Below are 17,145 nucleotides of genomic sequence, written 5' to 3'. Positions count from 1 at the left end.
CTTCTGTCACAGGGGCTTTTTTAAGGAAAAACTTTACTAAAGATGAATGAGGAGGGTTTAAAATTTATAAAAAAAGAGCTGCATGCCCTATTGGACATGCAGCTCTCTTCATCACCTTATGGCAATGTATTTACTTTATCTTCTTCTTTTACGAACAATAAAATTTTACCCATGTCGAGCTTCTTTTCATATTGATCTGCTTCTACATCAGATAACCCTAGTTCTGTCATCTTGTTACGAAGCTCATCGCCTCTAGACTCGAATACATTGCTGAGTGCCGTGCCGAGTCCTTCTTCTTTTAATCCGATTGTATTTACATCTGCGTCATGAGCGATATCTTTTGTATCATCCTTTTCGTGGGATAATACATATAAGTTGTCCTCGTGAATTCCTCGAGCTTTCAGATCACTTGCAGCTGCAATCAATTCTTGTTGAGAGTTAAATTCATGTACGATTGGTTTTACCATTTACAATCCTCTCCTTTAAACGAAGTTATAGTGTGTATTCACGATTTCGAACAGGGTTAAACATCCTTTTTCAAATGCATACCGAGATAATAGTACTAAATAAGTGCTTGATTCCACCTGTATAGGCACAAACTCCTTTTTTATTGGAATATAACGTTTTTACACCATTTTTACGAAAATCCTCTATCATTTTACATTTCAAAATATATACTTTTAGTTGTTGAGTTTTTTATAAAATGAGTGATAGGGGAGTTTGTTTAATGAAAAAGACATTATCAGCTTTAGCACTTGCTTTAGGATTAACGCCGATCGGCGCAGGCGTACATGCAGAGGAACACGACATCCAAAAACAAAAGGGCCATTATTTAGATGTTCAACTGCTTGGAGTAAATGACTTTCATGGACAGATCGATATTACGCGCAATGTGGCAGGAGAACCTGTTGGACGTGCTGACTATCTAGCAAGCTATTTAAAGATGAGAGAAAGAGAGAACCCTAACACGCTTTTGGTACATGCAGGTGATATGGTAGGAGCGAGCTCTCCAACATCAGCATTGCTGCAGGACGAGCCAACAGTAGAGATCATGAATGAGATGGGCTTTGATGTAGGTACACTAGGAAACCATGAGTTTGATGAAGGCATAGATGAGATGATGCGTTTGATAAAAGGTGGAACTCATGAAAAAACGGGCTATTTTGAAGGCGCCGACTTTCCGTATGTGGTTGCTAATGTTATAGATAAAGAGACGAAGAAAAATATCCTCCCTCCTTATGTGATCAAGAAGGTTAAAGGAGTAAACATCGGATTCATCGGAGTGGTTTTCTCAGACACGCCGGATATTGTCATTCCGAGTGGAACAGCAGGCGTTGAGTTTATAGATGAAGCTGAAGCGATCAATAAGGCTGCAAAATCTCTTAAGAAAAAAGGTGTAAAGTCTATCGTTGTTCTAGCGCATAACCCTGTAGAGCAATCAGCGACTGGGGAAGTATCTGGTGAACTCGTGGATATGGCAAATAGAGTAGATGATGAAGTTGACGTCATGTTTGGTGCACACAATCATAGAAACGTAAACGCTGTAGTAGATAACAAACTGCTTGTACAAGCTTTTTCTTATGGTACAGCTTTTGCGGATGTAGATTTAAAAATTGACCGCCGCACGAAAGATATCGTAAAAAGTAAAGCAGAAGTCGTGTCGGTTATGCAAAAAGGTATAACACCGGACTCTAGAATTACGAATATAATTAAACAAGCCGAGAATCAAGTAGCACCGATCATCAATGAAGTCGTAGGGAACACGAATCAACTCCTATCAGGAACAGAAGCTTATAATGGTGAGTCTGAACTAGGAAATGTGATCGCAGACTCTATGACAGAACAGACGGGTACGGATTTTGCATTTATGAATCCAGGCGGTATTCGTGATGTAATCAATCCGGGTGAAGTGACATGGGGAGAACTTTTTAACGTTCAGCCGTTTGGCAACGACCTTGTGACGATGACGTTAACAGGAGCGCAGATCAAAGAACTTTTTGAATCTCAATGGGCAACGGAAAAAGAAAAGATGCTTCAGATTTCTGGTCTGAGAGCTACATTTGATCTTTCAAAACCAGTTGGAGATCGAACAGTTTCGATGGTTAAGAGTGATGGAACACCGATTGTAGCAGAACAAGAATATACGGTTACCGTAAACAATTTTATGGCAGGTGGCGGGGATGGTTATACCGTTTTATTACAAGGAAAGAATCCGACGGTGAGCGTTACGGATCTCGAAGCGCTAGTAAACTATTTTAAAAACCGTGATACCGTATCCGCACAGATTGAAGGGCGAATCACGAAGATCAATCCATAATAAAAAAGGGCAAAGCGTGTAGTATGCGCTTTGCCTTTTATATTCCTACTCTCCGCGTTCTACAAGGTCAAGTCTTCCTGTAGCAGGATCGATAACGAGACCATGTACTTTAATATCATCAGGAAGCAACGGGTGATTTTTTACAAGCTTTACACTGTTTCTCACAGAATCCTCAACACTTTCAAACCCTTGGACCCATTTCTTTAAATCGAGTCCAGAATATTTTAATGTGTCAAACGTTGACTCTTCAATGCCGCGGTCTTTCATCTTGGCAAGCAGTCCATCTGCGTTTACATTGCTCATTCCACAGTCGTAGTGACCGATGACCATAACTTCTTCAGCTTTTAGTTCATAGATGGCCACAAGAATACTTCTCATAATAGAACCGAATGGGTGAGAGATAACTGCTCCAGCGGATTTAATTACTTTTACATCACCATTCTTGATATTCATTGCACTTGGCAATAATTCAGTCAGGCGCGTGTCCATACAAGACACGATAACAAGTCCCTTATCAGGAAATTTAGTAGTTTGGAAAGGTTCATATTCTTTGTTTTCAACAAATTGGTGATTGAACGCTAAGATTTCGTTAAGTACGGACATGATTCTCCTCCTTGTTTCTACAGAAAATAGTTAAAGTATAAAAAGATTTAGAAGTATACGTCTTTTTCTATCATATTCAGCTTAAACTCGCTAACATATTCACTTCTATATTAACTATTATACAAAAATGTGGGCCGAATCTGCTCTTTTTTGTATTTGAAGCGAATCTTTTGTTGATAGAAACTTTAAAACAAAAGCACATTGTGACAAACATTTTATAAAAAGGTACGTATAATCGCAATTAACACCACATACATTGGTAAGTCGAAGGGAGGATGAAACAAAGAAAATACTTGCCAGTAAAGTAGGGTTTAAATAGATCGGTACAAATCAACGAAAATTTGAAAGGGGTAGGGAAGATGGAAGTTATGACGTATGTGCTTTGGGTTCTGCTGTTAATGGGGTCGGTTATGAAGAATTACATGGTGTCAGTTTCTATGCCGAAAACGGGACAAGTTATGATGGCGAATGAATCTGGTGTGAACTTCTTTTCGTATGGCGAAGTGAGTAACAAGAATGCATCGGAAGTTATGTCTGCAATTGCCGTGCCTTTCAATAATCAGAATTTCAGTTGGGTAGATACGTCGTAGATTACATAGTGTGAAGTTTGTGTTAATGAAGTGAAATACGTGAAATGAATGAATTGGATAAAAGAAGGAGGTCTGCTGCAAAAAAAATAAATAGGGCTATTTTTCGCATTCACTATCATGCTCGCGGCAGGATCACCGTACGTGTGCTAGTGTATGAATATACTTGAGCGGAATTTGGAGCAAAAGGCAGCTTGTTCGAGCTGTCTTTTTTAGCATTCATTTTATTTATGTGTACGGGTTTGATAGAATAAGAAAAAAACAATTGTGGTGAAACCGATGAATATATCAGTAAGTCAGTTTGCAAAGAAAATAGAAAAGCATGTTGCCGAGATGAAAGTGTTAGATGAGAAATCGCCAAAACTGCGCGAACATGTATCAGCCATTCAAACATTGTGCGAATTAATGCTAGAAGCGGATGACGAAGGTGCAGATGTTGATGTGAAAGGGTGGGTACCCTCGTATCCCGTTCAAAAACCAGCAAGCCTAGTAACCCCACCTCCGGCAAAAAAACATCAAAAGTCTATGATGGATTATGATATGGACTATGAGGATGACGATCAAGATGAAAAAGACGGCAACGGAGACTCTATTTTTGATTTTTAAATGTTAGTTTGTGGGTAACCTGCTCTTTGTGAGTGGGTTTTTCTTTTTTGTGTATGTTTGTTGATGATGTGGTGGATTAGTAGAGTGAGGATTTCCGGAAATTCTTTCGATAATCCCGCGAGTTGATATTCCGCAAAGGTCATCTCAGCAAGTTGATTGAAGCGCAAGGTGCGAGACTCCTATGGGACGAGCGGTAAGTTTGAAATGTGGAAGTGGCTCGTCCAGCCCCGACAAGCAAAAGTTGAATGGGCTATGAAGGCGCATTTTGCCTTCTTGACCGTTTAACTTTTGACCTCGAGGGGCTAGCCACTGCATCTAGACAGGTGGAGACTCCTAATGGCGCGTAGCGGCAGGAGGCTCACCGCACACCCCATGGAAAGCGAGCAACCTGGAGCGGAAATCAACTACTTACAGAGACAAAAATGTATAACAAACAGGGTGTTTTCAAAAAAAAAAAAACAGCACCATTATCAGCGCTGTTAGATCGAAACATACGAATTTTGGTGTTCCATTCTTGCATCTCTACGTTTTGCGATTTCAATTTTTTCGTTGATCTTTTTATTAGAAAAATAAATGGCAGTCACTGTTGCGATTAGACTTAGAGCAGCTAAACCAAGAATTGTATATATCATTGTAATAAGAAGTTCCATTTTATTGTTCCTCCTCTTATGTAATTTTTTCTGTCTTACTTTTTTTATTCCACTGTGTCAATTATTTAAACCTCTTTCTAATTTTCTTTTTTCTAAGGTTATTGTTTTTAATTTTTACATCATATGCCTGTTGATTGGAGCGCAAGGTTGCCTGCCTGCCACATGAGAGGCTTCTCGCAAGGCATGCGACGAGGAATTCACTTCGTTAGCATAAACTTGTAGACGTAGGAGCAGAGAGACAACCTTGAAGCGTAAGTACTTAAAAGTGGAAGTGGTTCGCTCAGTCCTGAGCGGAAATTAACATACTCGCGAGCCCAATTTCAAATAGGTCCTTCGAATCAAAATAAAAATATGAGAAAGGAATGATGGTAAATATTCTCCGTTCGCTTTATACTAAATTTACGAACATACGTTCTATTTTGTTCGATAAAAAAATGAGGGGTGAATGGAAATGGTCGGAGCAAGTGAGTGGTTAAACTTAGTTAATCTCCTCGGTAATGTAGGCTTTCCTATCGTCATTGCAGGCTACTTGCTTTTTCAGTTTGAGAGGCGTATTCAGAGCTTGGAAGGAATCATCCGGGAACTTCACTCTGAATTAGTAGAGAAAGAAGAGCTTGAGCGTAAGATCGATCAATACGTCCGATTGCTTGACAGCGAACGTCAGCCGAAAAAACGTTAGCGTTCGCTTTTTTTATCATGGACAACCCGTCCGCCAAAATTTTTACAATCCTGTGGCAACCTTTGTATTGTCATTTTTCAATGGTAAGATAAAAGAAAAACAGGAGTGGAACAGGATGAAGCTTTTTCTAATATTAGGTGCGATTCACGCGATGCTTGCGGTTATGCTTGGAGCTTTCGGGGCACATGCACTCGAAGCTAAACTAAATGCAAGAAACATGTTAAATGTATACCAGACTGGTGTTCAATATCACATGTATCATGCACTGGCTTTGTTAGTTGTCGGCGTTTTACTTGGAAAATTTCCAGCTTCAACGCTATTAACAGGAGCAGGTTGGTCGTTCTTTATCGGTATACTGCTTTTCTCAGGAAGTCTATATGCCCTCTCAACGACAGGGATGAAATTCTTTGGTCCGATCACACCGCTTGGCGGCGTAGCATTTATCGTTGGTTGGATATTGCTGATCATCGCAGTTGTAAAAGCATAATAAAAGGCGCTCTCTTAAATTAGAGGGCGCCTGTTCTATAATTGCCTGAACCAGACAGGAATAAGATCTATCAACGAGGGCTGTATTGTGACATCTGGCCGCCTTGCTGTTGCTGCTGTTGCGTACCAAACGGATAACTATAGTTGATCTCTTCATCAAACGTGACATAGTTTACATACACCATCAATAGCAGATATCGTTTACCTGTTTGCGGATCGCTAAGGATGATATGGTCACGGCCAGCGGCTTCAATGATTCCTTTAAAAACCTTAGCGTTCCATTTTTCATTGTTCTCAAAGGTCATATAGACCGTCGCGACTTTCCCTTTGTTCATCCTTAAAATATTTTCGATGTAGGACTGCTCAAGCGGAAGCTGCCCTGGAGCACCGATATCTTGCAGAGGGCCGCCGCCCATTCCTGGTGCCTGCTGACTTTGTGCCATATCTTGAGGAACCCCCATGCCAGCCATTCCTCCCATGCCGCCACCCATCATACCCATTCCATTCTGAGCCCGATAATAATCTTGGCCGTACGGATTAAAGTTGTTCATCAACAAACCTCCCTAAAAGGTGTTAAACACATTTGGACAATCACTTTGTCTTGGCTGATAAAAACAGTGAGCCTTGAAGCTTCCTGCTCGCGGCTGATTGTACCAAGTTGCGGGACAAGGACCGCTTGGATCAAAAAACCATAACGAATTTTTGGCAGGGTGGAAGCGCTGCCCGTTAATAACCCTTTTCGCTAACCTTCTTTCATTCTCTCTAGCACCTTGATAAAAATATCCTTTGATCGTTGCTTCGAAGCCTCCAGGTCTTTGGAAGACCATCTGCTGCATCGTACGGATATTTTTAAAATCGAGGCAGTTGGAGCGAATTCGATTTACGCCGGTATTACCAACAAGGAGCATCCCTTGGTCACCTTCACCCTCAGCTTCCGCACGTATGAGACGTGCCAGCAAGTCAATATCCTTATTTGTAGCCTTAATGACTGCCAATTGCCTTCCCCCTCTATGTTGTTAATTCTTGGTGTACAAGCAGGGAAACAGAACATTCGATATATGTGTATGAGCTGTTTTGGGAAACTAGACCAAAAATAGGATGGGAATTTCATGTTTTTGGGACATTTATGAGGGGGTGGTGATAAATTGATTCTAATCAGCAATAAAAGAATCAGTAGAGTGGAAGGTATGTTCTTGTGGAAAGAACATTATAGATTGATGTTTAAATGGGGCAACCTCTAGCAACTAATTTCACGGTAATCCTTTTTTTATTCACGGTAAGTATGCATAATTTCACGGATAAAGTTAATTAATTCACGGATAAAAAAATTTATCAAAGTTTCGACAAAAACAAAAAAGATGACTCGCCATTAACGAGTCACCTCAAATTTTACACTTGCAAATAAGCGGGCACTGCTTCTTTAGTAAGGATGTTTCCAACATAGAAAGATCCGAACTCGCCGTAGCGCGCACTTACTTCGTCAAAGCGCATTTCATATACGAGTTTTTTGAATTGAAGCATGTCGTTTGAGAACAGCGTTACGCCCCATTCCCAATCGTCCAAGCCAACAGATCCAGTGATGATCTGCTTCACTTTTCCTGCATAGCCGCGGCCGATCATGCCGTGGGAGTACATCATCTTCTTGCGCTCTTCCATCGGCAGCATGTACCAGTTATCATCGCCGTCACGGCGCTTGTCCATCGGATAGAAACATACATGCTTCCATTTTGGCAGCTCTGGGAACAGACGAGCTTTGATCATCGGATCCATCTCGCCGCTCTCATTTTGCGGATTATACGTACTTAGCTCGACAACAGAAACGTAAGAGTATTCTTTTACTGTATATTGCGCGAATGCTGTTTTGTTAAATGCATTTTCGATCTCGTTCAGCTCTTCCATCGTCGGACGAAGAAGCATCATCATAAAGTCAGCTTTTTGACCCATGATGCTGTAAAGTGCATGGCTCCCCACTTTGTTTGCTTCTACGTTCTCCCACTTCTCAAGGAACGTCAAAAATTCATTGATTGCATATTCTCTCTGGTCACCGGAAAGCGTTTTCCAAGCGGCCCAGTCCATCGTACGAAAATCATGAAGGCAATACCAGCCTTCTAGTGTAATCGCTGCTTCACTCATCAATTATTCACTCCTTGCTAGATATAAACACGTCCCTACAAATATACCATAAGTAGGGACGAATCCAAAAAGCAGGGATTAGCTGTATTGGCGAAGCAACTGCTCGATCTTGCTCTTAACACCAGCAGGATTTCGAAGTTCAGCGCGTGACAGTGTGAGGCGAACCTTCGTCTCATCCATGTCCATCGCTTCAGACAGCATGCCGAACAATCCTTTTCCTTTTTTATCAATTTCTAAGAACAGCTCGATGCTGTCTGTTTGTGGAACCATGATCACTTCAAGCTCATCTAGCTTTCCAGCATAAGCTCCTGACGTTGGAACATACTCAAACTCTTGTAAAAACGGAAGTCTGCGGCGCATGTAACGCGGTGCAGATCCGCAATATGCTTTACGAAGGCGGAATCCAAGCTGTTCGATCGCATCAAAGATAGCAGACGTTTCACTATCTGGCATTACACGGATCTGATCGTTATCTGTTGGGTCAACAGCCATTTGAATATCAAGCCCTGTTTTGATCCATACCGGCGTGTGGCCAAGTGTTAACGGGGCATCATATGGAAGTTTGAGAGAGAACGGAATCTCTTGCTGACTGCCTGCTTTTACAACAAGTGAGCTCGTTACATTCGTCTTTTCAATCGCTGCAGTATCTCGCACCTTTTTATCGTCCACTTCACGATAGTATTCTGTCATAACATAAAGTGTGATGTGATCGATGTTTTGATCGACTTTACCACCCTCGATTCTAATCTTTCCTGTAATGCTCTCACCAGGTGAGTACGTATCTTTATCTAAAATGGTGTCTACCTTTGCTGATCCGATTCCTACAGAAGCTAACATACGATTTACAAAAGACATGTAAAATTCCTCCTCAAAATTTTTCTATCAATTGTACGGAAGGAAAATTAAAAAGATTCACATATTAATAAAAAACTTTCTCCCGATTTGGAAGAAAGTTTCAACGTATTATGAGAGCATTTTTCGGCATGCGTCTGCACATCTAAAACATGCTTTTGCACATTCCTGACAGTGCTCGTGATCGTGCTGTTTACATTCATTACCGCAAGCTTCACAAACTTTTGCACATAGTTCACAGATTTCATTGATAAATGGGCTGTTTCGCGCCATCATTTCTGCAGCATAGCTGCAAATATCAGAGCATTCACGGTCAAGTCTGATACAATCCGCCATCATTTTTACGTCATCCTCTTTTAAGCAAGCATCATAGCAATGGTTGCACGCTTGCTTACAGCGAAGACATTCATCGATACACTCTTTATAAGTTTGGTTCATTTCAGAAAAACCTCCTAAAATCGATTTTAGTAAAATGTTTCCCCTGAGCTGTTGTTGTAAACATGTGTAGTTCAGACGTTGAAAAATTCGAAATATAAGAACTTCTTTTTTCAAGCGCTTACAACTGCATGGATAGGTTTAAAAGGTGCAAAAAAAGGAGTACCCTAATAGTGAGTGCAAAAAAAGTACAGTTTATATAGAGAAAATAGGAGGCTAAATCATGAGTGATCTTTTTATAGATTTAAAGAGTAGAGTCCAATCTGCAAATCCTACAATCGTTTTTCCAGAGGGTACTGATGAAAGAATTCTAGAGGCGGCAAGTCGTCTAGCATCTGAAAAAGTTCTTCAACCGATTTTAATAGGAAATCCTGCTGACGTTACAGCAAAAGCACAAGCTGCTGGATTTTCACTAGATGGAGTAGAGGTATTAAATCCTGCTGAATACGGTGAGTTCGACGCATTAGTTGACGCATTAGTGGAACGCCGTAAAGGTAAAACAACAGAAGAGCAAGCACGTAAGATTCTTTTAGATGAGAACTATTTCGGAACGATGCTTGTTTACACAGGGAAAGCTCACGGACTTGTAAGTGGTGCAGCACATTCAACTGCTGACACAGTCCGTCCGGCTCTACAGATCATTAAAACAAAAGAAGGCGTGAAGAAAACTTCTGGTGCGTTCATCATGGTTCGTGGCGATGAGAAGTATGTGTTCGCAGATTGCGCGATCAACATTTCACCTAACAGCCAAGATCTAGCTGAATCTGCTATGGTTTCTGCTGAAACGGCACGCGTTTTCGGTATCGACCCGAAAGTTGCACTTCTTTCTTTCTCTACAAAAGGGTCAGCGGTTTCGCCTGAGACGGAAAAAGTGGTTGAAGCGTTGGAAGTGTTAAAAGGAATGAACCCGGACTTCCCATATGACGGGGAGCTTCAGTTCGATGCAGCATTCGTTCCATCTGTAGCAGCGAAAAAAGCTCCAGAATCACCGATTAAAGGGGAAGCGAATGTATTTATCTTCCCAAGCCTTGAAACAGGAAACATCGGTTACAAGATGGTCCAACGTCTTGGCGGATTTGAAGCAATCGGACCGATCCTTCAAGGATTGAACATGCCTGTAAACGATCTATCTCGCGGATGTAATGCAGAAGACGTGTACAAACTAGCGTTGATTACGGCGATGCAAGCTCTGTAAGTTCATCATTTATAAGTTAGGTGAAGGCCAGCTCTATGCAGCTGGCTTTTTTGTGTGGAAAATGGAAGTCATGGTGGTCGGGCTGCTGCTAAAAATACACCATCACATAAAAATGGGGTAACATCACATAAAAAAGAGTAGACATCACATAAAAATTTGGGGTTATCACATAAAAACTGCCATTCATCACATAAAAATAAATTTCAGCACATAACCTGTACACTCCAAAAAGACACTGCCACCTACAGTGACAGTGCCTTCTCATTACGATCCCACATTCGCTTTATATTTCCAGGAAGCAGCTCGCTTTCCTCGATCGAAAGCTGACCGCTGTAAAAAAGTTCGCTATTTTTGTGCAGCACACCAAGTAATGAGGCGTGAATTTCAGGGACTGTCACAGGACGTCCAAGCAGTTCCGCTAAACTAGCCATCACATCAGGCTCAATCATCGGATATTGAAACTTTGTGTCCTCACCAGCTAAACCGCGCTTATAAAACTCTCCGATCAATGCCGCACGCTCTGACCCACTGCCGTCCACGCAAAGATAAATCTGTACCGCAACACCGCCGCGCATACGCCGCTGAGAGATTCCTGCAAACTTTTTGCCGCCGATACTTAGATCGTAACTTCCCGGGCAATAAGAGCCGACGATCTCGTATGCTTCAAACTTTGCGTCATAGGGCGAAAGCAGCTCTTCTACAAGTGCTGTCATCGTGTCGTACCCTTGATTGATGTCGATCGTCCCTTCTTTTTCAGGAAGAATAAGGGAGATGTTCAACACACCGCTATCGAGCACAACAGCAAGTCCGCCGGAATTTCTTACGATTACGCGAAAACCCCGAGACTCCAGAAAATCTATACCTTCCTTCAGGTGTGGAAGGCGCGTATCTTGTATGCCGAGGACGATCGTGTCGTGATGCACCCATGTTCGTGCTGTTGCGGGGGAATCACCGCTCCCGATCGACGTGCAAAGTGTATCATCTGTCGCAAAAGACTGCCGTGCATCAAATGACGGACCGAGTGTAGACTGGTCGATCAACCGCCAGACAGGTTGAGAAAGTAGATGATCGGTCATTATAATTTCTCCGCCACGATAATGAATGACTTTGGAATGCCGCGGTCGAGTTCGTCTGGGTGTGGTTCTTCAACGAGCTGTTTAATCCAAAGTCCGGCTGATCCGATAGCTGTGATAATCTCGCCAAGCGTCCATTGGCGAATCTGTACTTGAAACGGTTCGCGTTCTTCAGAAGTTGCATACTGAAGTTCAGGTAAAAATTTTGAATAAGCTACATCTGTTGTAACAAGCTCTTCACTAAAATAATCTCCTGAAACTTTATGTTTTCTAACCGCTTGGCTCTTTCCTTGAGATTCTATTAACTTTGTAGAAACAGGGTGGAAGTCTTGAAGGACTAAAGTTCCTCCCTTTTTCAAAAGTTCTGCAACAACATTGAAGTATTCGTTCAGATCGGCAAAATAGTGCAGAATGCCGTTTTCCATGAATGCCATATCATAATCGCTTGTTATTTCTGATTGTGGCAGGTTTAAAATATCCTCAACCACATAACGTACATTAGCGTTAGCGGCTTCAGCGAGTTCACGCGCGTACGCTGCGTTCGAATCAGAGATATCGATCACAGTTGTCTCTGCTCCGAGGAGAGAGAGTGCGACTGCTTTACTACCGTGCGAACCTAAGAGATTCACGATCTTCTTACCAGAGACTTCACCAATGTACTGATCTAGTGGCTGAAGTCTGCGTTTCGGATCTTTTAGAATACGAGAAACTGCTTTCTCCGGCACACCAAAGCGGTTGACCCAGGCTGTATAAGAGCTGTTGCTCCAAGCTTGTCCGTTTCTAATTCTTCGATCTTGATCCATGATGAGTTCCTCCTGAAATCTATATAAAATCTATCATTTCCGTTATAAGCCTTATCTAGTATAACCCAAATGTGAACGGTAAGAAAATGGTGTGGATGTGGCGTTTTGTACCGATAAAAAAGCAGTATGAATAGAAAAAAATAGTGGTTGTTTTCAAAGTTAAGAACACGATACAATAGGGTATATTCTAGTAGTCACAACACGATACTTATACAGAAAATACCTTCTTAGCTAGATAGACCAAGGAAGGGATTTTTCTTTTTTACGAGAATTCTTACCTATAAATGCAGGTGAAGGAGCAGGGAAAAAATCAATGGCTAAACTCTTAGGAAAGTTGCACGAAGAGAAAGTATTTAAAGACCCAGTGCATCGTTACATCCACGTGCGTGATGAACTGATCTGGCGTCTGATCGGTACGCGTGAGTTTCAAAGACTGCGAAGAATTCGGCAGCTTGGGACGACATACTTAACATTTCATGGAGCAGAACATAGCCGTTTTAGCCATTCTCTTGGTGTTTATGAGATTACGAGGCGGATCATTGATATTTTTCAAGAAAAGAAAACATGGGACCCCGAAAAGCGTCTGCTCGTTCTTTCCGCGGCTCTTCTACATGATGTAGGACACGGTCCATTCTCACACTCTTTCGAAAAAGTGTTCGGTGTGGATCATGAGGAATTCAGCAGAGAAATTATACTAGGCGATACAGAAGTGCATCGCGTGCTTTTGCAGATGGGAGAAGATTTTCCTGTACAAGTAGCAGAAGTGATCGCGAAAACACATAGAGATAAATTAATCGTTAGTCTGATCTCGAGTCAGATTGATGCAGACAGAATGGATTACCTGTTACGAGACGCTTATTTTACAGGGGTGAGCTACGGTAATTTTGATATCGAGCGAATCCTGCGTGTGATGCGTCCTACTGAAGAAGGCGTCGTTATAAAATCAAGCGGCATGCATGCGGTAGAAGATTATATCATGAGCCGTTACCAGATGTACTGGCAAGTATATTTTCATCCTGTAACACGCAGTGCGGAAGTAATCTTAAGTAAAATTTTGCACAGAGCGAAGGAACTGTATGAAACAGGGTATACATTCAAAAGAGAGCTGTCTCATTTTAAAACGCTGTTTGATGGTAATGTCTCGCTTCACGATTACATTTCGCTCGATGAAGGTGTGATCCATTATTATTTTCAAGGATGGATGGAAGAAGAAGACAGAATCTTAAGCGATCTATGTCATCGTTTCATTGATCGGAAATTATTTAAGTATACCGAAATGGTCTCATTTACGGACGGTCACTTGCTGTCGAGTTACTTTACAGAAGCAGGCATCAATCCGAAATATTATTTAGTAGTAGATTCATCATCAGATCTGCCTTACGATTTTTACCGCCCAGGCGAAAAAGAAGAGCGTCTGCCGATCAACCTATTAAAACCAAACGGCGATATCCGCGAGCTGTCCAGAGAATCAGACGTCGTAGAAGCAATATCCGGCAAACGCCGAACCGATCACAAACTCTATTATCCCCTCGATCTGATCGAAGCTATTGAGGATAAAACGCTTAAAAGTAAAATTAAAGAGATTTTGAATAGGTAGTATGTGTACAAGTTGTGAACTAATATTTTTTGTATGCTCTCCACCAAGAACTACTTAAGGATGTTTTTTACTGTTAGTTACTGAAAAGGCATCGGTGCAAGTTGATTGAAGTGTAAGGTGGGAGACTCCTGGGGGATCAGCGGGACAGGTGAGACACCTAATGGCACAAAGTATCGAGGTGGCTCACCGCACGCCCCCCGGAAAGCGAGCACCTGAAACGGAGATCAACCACTTTCAAAAGCAACATTGAATAACGACCATAAAGAAAAATAGATAAAACGAAAAAGGATGTTAGGGGGAACGTACTGTGTTTGAGGATCATTTAAAGGTAGTCACCTTGATTCAAGAAGCCGGAGAAGTCGTTGGTCGGAAAAAGCTTCAAAAGATGGTGTACATCGCAAAAAAGCTAAACTTTCCTTTCCAAGAAAAATATCAGTTTCATTTTTACGGCCCATATTCAGAAGAATTAACGCTTAAGATTGAAGAGCTTTGCAACATGGGATACATACATGAAGTGAAAGAAAAGGTGAGCGGCTATTCGCAATATCGTTATGCCGTGAACGAAGAAGGACAGAATCTTCTTTCCACATATGGTGCGGAGATCGAAAAGCTAGGCAGTTGTGTTCGTTCCATGAACGAGCAGTCTTCGAGGTTCTTAGAACTTGTTTCTACCGTAATGTATTTTGAGAAGCTTGAGAAGGACGAGATCAAGGAAAAAGTTCAAACCGTTAAAGCAAAACAAAAGTATACAGAAGAAGAGATGGATGAAGCTTTTCATTATATTGATTCATTAAAAGGCCAAGTTCAATAAAAATAAACCTGTTTAGTTAGCGTAAAGCATGCGCTGATGGACAGGTTTTTTTATTTACCATTTAAATTGTAAAGGATAGCCGTTATTTGCAACACCATAAAAATAAACAAATACGATAAAGATCGTAAATGGAACGATAATACCAAGCAGCGTCATGAAAAAGCCTTTTGCCACACTTTTCTCATAAAGGTGCGTTGCGTAATAGCCGATTCCGAGTCCCGTAAACAAGAGCGATAAAATTAAAGCAATAAGCCAAATCTTCATGCTAGCGCCTCCTCTATTATCAGCATATCCAGCACATTCTCCTTGTAAACGACAGCTTAACTGAAACTTTTTTATAGGAGGTACGACTAAAAGGGTAAAAGGAGGGCTTAGTGATGAAAAACATGAAGCTGATTGTAATGGCGTGTCTGCTCGTTCTCCTCGCCGCTTGCGGTTCGAAAGCAATGCCAGAAGAGGAAAAAAAGAACGGGGCACCTCAGGTTAAGAATGAGATACCAGCTGAAAAAGAAGGTGTACAAGCTGAACTCGCACTCCAAGAAAATAGTGAAGAAGCAAAATTAACGTTGAAAAACTCATCCGATAAAGAAGCTGCTACAGGAACCGCGTATGCACTTGAAAAATGGACAGACGGTAAATGGACGAAAGTAAATCAGAATCAGATGTTTACCGAGCAGATGATCATGGTGAAAGCTGGAACAAACTATGAGCAAGCGGTTGATCTTAAAGAACAAGATGCAGGAACCTATCGTGTATCAAAAGAGTTCTTTGTAGATGAAAAGAAGGAAAAAGTAGCCGTTGTGTTTGAGACAAAATAAGAAAAGACCGGTCAGCCCTTGAACTGTATCCCGAATAATGGACACTTATAAAAAGTCCGTTATTCGGGATTTTTTGTGTTCTTTAACAAGAAACCCGTTATAATCAAACCAAACAGGGAGAACGGGGAATCCACATTGAGTAAAATTATCTATAACGAACTTCAAAGAAAACAACTTGAAAACAATCCAAATGTAAGCCATGTTTCAGATCGTTCTATCAGCTATAAACCCGAGTTTAAGGTTCAAGCTGTAAAAGAATATTTACAAGGAAAATTACCAATGGAAATTTTTATAGATCATGGTTTTGATATCGAGATGATTGGAGTCGATAAACCACAAGCTTGTTTAAAACGCTGGAGGTACTCGTTTGAAGCGCATGGTGAGGATGGATTTTACACGGAGCGTCGTGGAAAAGGCAGTACAGGACGTCCTTCTTCGAAGGAACCAACCTTAGAAGAAAAATTAAAGAAAGCAGAAGCTCGAAATGCTTTCCTTGAAATGGAGATCGACTTCTTAAAAAAGCTCAAGGAACTAGAAAGGCAGGCGAAAAAGAAGTAACTACATCTGAGAAGTATCAGCTCATCAATGAAACGATCCGAAAACACAACCTTAAACGCCATGTCTCCCATCTCTGTGAAATAGCTGGTGTAAAACGAAAGAGCTATTATGCCTGGCTAAAAGCAGAGCCAAAGCGCCTTGAACGAGAAACAAAAGATCAAGAGGATTATCAACTCATTAAGCAGATTCATGACAGTAAAAAAGAAAAGCTCGGCGGACGCGTAATAAAGATGCGTCTAGAAAATATCTATGATGTTAAAATGAATCTCAAAAAAATATATAGAATTAAAACAAAATTTAATCTTGAAACAAAAATACGCAGGAAAAATCCTTATAGGAAATTAGCAAAGGCTACACAAGAACATAGAACGTGCCCGAACATCCTGAATCGAAACTTTGTCCAGTCTAGACCTGGAATGGCTTTACTCACAGATATTACGTATTTATATTTGGAGGACAGTTCAAAGGTTTATTTATCTTGCGTAAAAGACAGTACAACCAGAGAGATATTAGCGTACTCTCTTTCAACATCACTAAGCATGGGGATTGTTTATCGAACACTAGAAAAATTAATGGACTCTTTGGACGGGAATGTTTATCCTGGTGCAATTCTTCATTCCGATCAAGGTTTCCATTACACACATCCTGAATTTCAAAAACGAGTAAAAGGATTAGGATTTACACAATCCATGTCAAGGAGAGGGAATTGTTTGGATAACGCCCCTATGGAATCATTCTTTGGGCACTTTAAAGACGAAGTAGATGTCGAATGTAAAACGGTCGCTGAATTAAGGTACAAAGTAGAGGAATACATAGAATATTACAATACAGAAAGATATCAATGGACATTAAGCAGAATGACCCCGGAACAATTCCGAGGTCATCTAATAGCTGCTTAAATGGTCTTTTTATAAACTGTCTAATTTTAAGGGAACAGTTCAC

21 protein-coding genes are annotated in these 17,145 nt (G+C 41.1%); 10 read left to right on the top strand and 11 right to left on the bottom strand.

Going from position 1 to position 17,145, the window contains the following annotated elements; all coding sequences use genetic code 11:
* Positions 1 to 116: 116 nt before the first annotated feature.
* Positions 117 to 467, bottom strand: coding sequence for a general stress protein (locus ACOZ9X_RS18120; protein ID WP_416730002.1), 351 nt, complete (start codon positions 465 to 467; stop codon positions 117 to 119).
* Positions 468 to 727: 260 nt separating this feature from the next.
* Between ACOZ9X_RS18120 and ACOZ9X_RS18115 the strand changes: the two genes are divergently transcribed.
* On the top strand, positions 728 to 2,317 hold the full coding sequence (locus tag ACOZ9X_RS18115) for a bifunctional metallophosphatase/5'-nucleotidase (protein ID WP_423419410.1): 1,590 nt from the start codon (positions 728 to 730) through the stop codon (positions 2,315 to 2,317).
* A 45-nt stretch (positions 2,318 to 2,362) separates the two neighbouring features.
* Here the strand turns inward: ACOZ9X_RS18115 and ACOZ9X_RS18110 are convergent, their stop codons facing one another.
* On the bottom strand, positions 2,363 to 2,920 hold the full coding sequence (locus ACOZ9X_RS18110) for a beta-class carbonic anhydrase (protein ID WP_423419409.1): 558 nt from the start codon (positions 2,918 to 2,920) through the stop codon (positions 2,363 to 2,365).
* A gap of 359 nt (positions 2,921 to 3,279) precedes the next feature.
* Here ACOZ9X_RS18110 and ACOZ9X_RS18105 point away from each other — a divergent pair, with 359 nt between their 5' ends.
* Both ACOZ9X_RS18105 and ACOZ9X_RS18100 read left to right on the top strand, forming a co-directional pair.
* Positions 3,280 to 3,510 carry a hypothetical protein gene (locus tag ACOZ9X_RS18105; RefSeq protein ID WP_423419408.1) on the top strand — a complete coding sequence of 77 codons (231 nt, stop codon included), beginning with the start codon at positions 3,280 to 3,282 and terminating at the stop codon, positions 3,508 to 3,510.
* Positions 3,511 to 3,786: 276 nt separating this feature from the next.
* Positions 3,787 to 4,113, top strand: coding sequence for a YwdI family protein (locus tag ACOZ9X_RS18100; protein WP_423419407.1), 327 nt, complete (start codon positions 3,787 to 3,789; stop codon positions 4,111 to 4,113).
* A gap of 479 nt (positions 4,114 to 4,592) precedes the next feature.
* Here ACOZ9X_RS18100 and ACOZ9X_RS18095 read toward each other — a convergent pair whose 3' ends face one another.
* Complete coding sequence (locus ACOZ9X_RS18095) at positions 4,593 to 4,763, bottom strand: hypothetical protein (protein WP_423419406.1); 171 nt, start codon at positions 4,761 to 4,763, stop codon at positions 4,593 to 4,595.
* 451 nt (positions 4,764 to 5,214) lie between these two features.
* On the opposite strand from ACOZ9X_RS18095, the gene ACOZ9X_RS18090 reads away from it, so the two are divergent.
* Positions 5,215 to 5,442 carry a YvrJ family protein gene (locus tag ACOZ9X_RS18090; RefSeq protein ID WP_066399153.1) on the top strand — a complete coding sequence of 76 codons (228 nt, stop codon included), beginning with the start codon at positions 5,215 to 5,217 and terminating at the stop codon, positions 5,440 to 5,442.
* A gap of 115 nt (positions 5,443 to 5,557) precedes the next feature.
* A complete protein-coding gene (locus ACOZ9X_RS18085; RefSeq protein ID WP_066399152.1) occupies positions 5,558 to 5,929 on the top strand; it encodes a DUF423 domain-containing protein in 372 nt (123 codons plus the stop codon).
* 70 nt (positions 5,930 to 5,999) lie between these two features.
* On the opposite strand, the gene gerQ is transcribed toward ACOZ9X_RS18085, so the two are convergent.
* The 5 genes from gerQ to ACOZ9X_RS18060 all read right to left on the bottom strand — a co-directional run bounded on the left by gerQ (position 6,000) and on the right by ACOZ9X_RS18060 (position 9,351).
* Positions 6,000 to 6,479: a spore coat protein GerQ gene (gene gerQ / locus ACOZ9X_RS18080; protein WP_423419405.1), complete on the bottom strand. Its 480-nt coding sequence runs from the start codon at positions 6,477 to 6,479 to the stop codon at positions 6,000 to 6,002.
* 12 nt (positions 6,480 to 6,491) lie between these two features.
* Positions 6,492 to 6,923 carry a cell wall hydrolase gene (locus ACOZ9X_RS18075; protein WP_423419404.1) on the bottom strand — a complete coding sequence of 144 codons (432 nt, stop codon included), beginning with the start codon at positions 6,921 to 6,923 and terminating at the stop codon, positions 6,492 to 6,494.
* Between the two features lie 394 nt (positions 6,924 to 7,317).
* On the bottom strand, positions 7,318 to 8,061 hold the full coding sequence (hemQ, locus tag ACOZ9X_RS18070; RefSeq protein WP_205724896.1) for a hydrogen peroxide-dependent heme synthase: 744 nt from the start codon (positions 8,059 to 8,061) through the stop codon (positions 7,318 to 7,320).
* A gap of 78 nt (positions 8,062 to 8,139) precedes the next feature.
* Positions 8,140 to 8,916: a sporulation protein gene (locus tag ACOZ9X_RS18065; protein ID WP_423419403.1), complete on the bottom strand. Its 777-nt coding sequence runs from the start codon at positions 8,914 to 8,916 to the stop codon at positions 8,140 to 8,142.
* Positions 8,917 to 9,024: 108 nt separating this feature from the next.
* Complete coding sequence (locus ACOZ9X_RS18060) at positions 9,025 to 9,351, bottom strand: four-helix bundle copper-binding protein (RefSeq protein WP_423419402.1); 327 nt, start codon at positions 9,349 to 9,351, stop codon at positions 9,025 to 9,027.
* Positions 9,352 to 9,571: 220 nt separating this feature from the next.
* Here ACOZ9X_RS18060 and pta point away from each other — a divergent pair, with 220 nt between their 5' ends.
* The gene (gene pta / locus ACOZ9X_RS18055) at positions 9,572 to 10,543 is read left to right on the top strand and encodes a phosphate acetyltransferase (RefSeq protein ID WP_423419401.1); all 972 of its coding nucleotides are present in this window, start codon (positions 9,572 to 9,574) and stop codon (positions 10,541 to 10,543) included.
* A gap of 242 nt (positions 10,544 to 10,785) precedes the next feature.
* Here pta and ACOZ9X_RS18050 read toward each other — a convergent pair whose 3' ends face one another.
* On the bottom strand, positions 10,786 to 11,619 hold the full coding sequence (locus tag ACOZ9X_RS18050) for a lipoate--protein ligase family protein (protein ID WP_423419400.1): 834 nt from the start codon (positions 11,617 to 11,619) through the stop codon (positions 10,786 to 10,788).
* On the bottom strand, positions 11,619 to 12,419 hold the full coding sequence (locus ACOZ9X_RS18045) for a class I SAM-dependent methyltransferase (protein ID WP_423419399.1): 801 nt from the start codon (positions 12,417 to 12,419) through the stop codon (positions 11,619 to 11,621). Before ACOZ9X_RS18045 ends, ACOZ9X_RS18050 begins: the two co-directional genes overlap by 1 nt.
* Positions 12,420 to 12,732: 313 nt before the next feature.
* Here ACOZ9X_RS18045 and ACOZ9X_RS18040 point away from each other — a divergent pair, with 313 nt between their 5' ends.
* Both ACOZ9X_RS18040 and ACOZ9X_RS18035 read left to right on the top strand, forming a co-directional pair.
* Positions 12,733 to 14,016 (top strand): HD domain-containing protein, encoded by a 1,284-nt coding sequence (locus ACOZ9X_RS18040; protein ID WP_423419398.1) that lies wholly within the window; start codon positions 12,733 to 12,735, stop codon positions 14,014 to 14,016.
* A 307-nt stretch (positions 14,017 to 14,323) separates the two neighbouring features.
* Entirely contained in the window at positions 14,324 to 14,827 is a 504-nt protein-coding gene (locus tag ACOZ9X_RS18035) for a YwgA family protein (RefSeq protein ID WP_423419397.1), read from the top strand.
* A 54-nt stretch (positions 14,828 to 14,881) separates the two neighbouring features.
* On the opposite strand, the gene ACOZ9X_RS18030 is transcribed toward ACOZ9X_RS18035, so the two are convergent.
* Positions 14,882 to 15,091 (bottom strand): hypothetical protein, encoded by a 210-nt coding sequence (locus ACOZ9X_RS18030; RefSeq protein WP_423419396.1) that lies wholly within the window; start codon positions 15,089 to 15,091, stop codon positions 14,882 to 14,884.
* Positions 15,092 to 15,204: 113 nt separating this feature from the next.
* Between ACOZ9X_RS18030 and ACOZ9X_RS18025 the strand changes: the two genes are divergently transcribed.
* Positions 15,205 to 15,645 carry an immunoglobulin-like domain-containing protein gene (locus tag ACOZ9X_RS18025; protein ID WP_423419395.1) on the top strand — a complete coding sequence of 147 codons (441 nt, stop codon included), beginning with the start codon at positions 15,205 to 15,207 and terminating at the stop codon, positions 15,643 to 15,645.
* A gap of 135 nt (positions 15,646 to 15,780) precedes the next feature.
* A protein-coding gene (locus ACOZ9X_RS18020) for an IS3 family transposase (RefSeq protein WP_423416476.1) occupies positions 15,781 to 17,102 on the top strand; the annotation gives its coding sequence in 2 pieces (ribosomal slippage) (positions 15,781 to 16,153 and positions 16,153 to 17,102; 1,323 coding nt in all).
* The last annotated feature ends 43 nt before the right edge of the window (positions 17,103 to 17,145 follow it).

The sequence above is a fragment of the Fictibacillus nanhaiensis genome, from assembly GCF_049537595.1.
GTDB lineage: Bacteria > Bacillota > Bacilli > Bacillales > Fictibacillaceae > Fictibacillus > Fictibacillus nanhaiensis_F.
Note: the sequence above shows the minus strand (reverse complement) of the source record. Positions and strands in the feature narration are given on the sequence as shown.

Bases quoted from the DNA above. Each gene is read 5' to 3' on its own strand.
- ACOZ9X_RS18120 (WP_416730002.1), bottom strand. From the start codon at position 467: ATGGTAAAACCAATCGTACATGAATTTAACTCTCAACAAGAATTGATT.
- ACOZ9X_RS18115 (WP_423419410.1), top strand. From the start codon at position 728: ATGAAAAAGACATTATCAGCTTTAGCACTTGCTTTAGGATTAACGCCG.
- ACOZ9X_RS18110 (WP_423419409.1), bottom strand. From the start codon at position 2,920: ATGTCCGTACTTAACGAAATCTTAGCGTTCAATCACCAATTTGTTGAA.
- ACOZ9X_RS18105 (WP_423419408.1), top strand. From the start codon at position 3,280: ATGGAAGTTATGACGTATGTGCTTTGGGTTCTGCTGTTAATGGGGTCG.
- ACOZ9X_RS18100 (WP_423419407.1), top strand. From the start codon at position 3,787: ATGAATATATCAGTAAGTCAGTTTGCAAAGAAAATAGAAAAGCATGTT.
- ACOZ9X_RS18095 (WP_423419406.1), bottom strand. From the start codon at position 4,763: ATGGAACTTCTTATTACAATGATATATACAATTCTTGGTTTAGCTGCT.
- ACOZ9X_RS18090 (WP_066399153.1), top strand. From the start codon at position 5,215: ATGGTCGGAGCAAGTGAGTGGTTAAACTTAGTTAATCTCCTCGGTAAT.
- ACOZ9X_RS18085 (WP_066399152.1), top strand. From the start codon at position 5,558: ATGAAGCTTTTTCTAATATTAGGTGCGATTCACGCGATGCTTGCGGTT.
- gerQ (WP_423419405.1), bottom strand. From the start codon at position 6,479: ATGAACAACTTTAATCCGTACGGCCAAGATTATTATCGGGCTCAGAAT.
- hemQ (WP_205724896.1), bottom strand. From the start codon at position 8,061: ATGAGTGAAGCAGCGATTACACTAGAAGGCTGGTATTGCCTTCATGAT.
- ACOZ9X_RS18065 (WP_423419403.1), bottom strand. From the start codon at position 8,916: ATGTCTTTTGTAAATCGTATGTTAGCTTCTGTAGGAATCGGATCAGCA.
- ACOZ9X_RS18060 (WP_423419402.1), bottom strand. From the start codon at position 9,351: ATGAACCAAACTTATAAAGAGTGTATCGATGAATGTCTTCGCTGTAAG.
- pta (WP_423419401.1), top strand. From the start codon at position 9,572: ATGAGTGATCTTTTTATAGATTTAAAGAGTAGAGTCCAATCTGCAAAT.
- ACOZ9X_RS18050 (WP_423419400.1), bottom strand. From the start codon at position 11,619: ATGACCGATCATCTACTTTCTCAACCTGTCTGGCGGTTGATCGACCAG.
- ACOZ9X_RS18045 (WP_423419399.1), bottom strand. From the start codon at position 12,419: ATGGATCAAGATCGAAGAATTAGAAACGGACAAGCTTGGAGCAACAGC.
- ACOZ9X_RS18040 (WP_423419398.1), top strand. From the start codon at position 12,733: ATGGCTAAACTCTTAGGAAAGTTGCACGAAGAGAAAGTATTTAAAGAC.
- ACOZ9X_RS18030 (WP_423419396.1), bottom strand. From the start codon at position 15,091: ATGAAGATTTGGCTTATTGCTTTAATTTTATCGCTCTTGTTTACGGGA.
- ACOZ9X_RS18025 (WP_423419395.1), top strand. From the start codon at position 15,205: ATGAAAAACATGAAGCTGATTGTAATGGCGTGTCTGCTCGTTCTCCTC.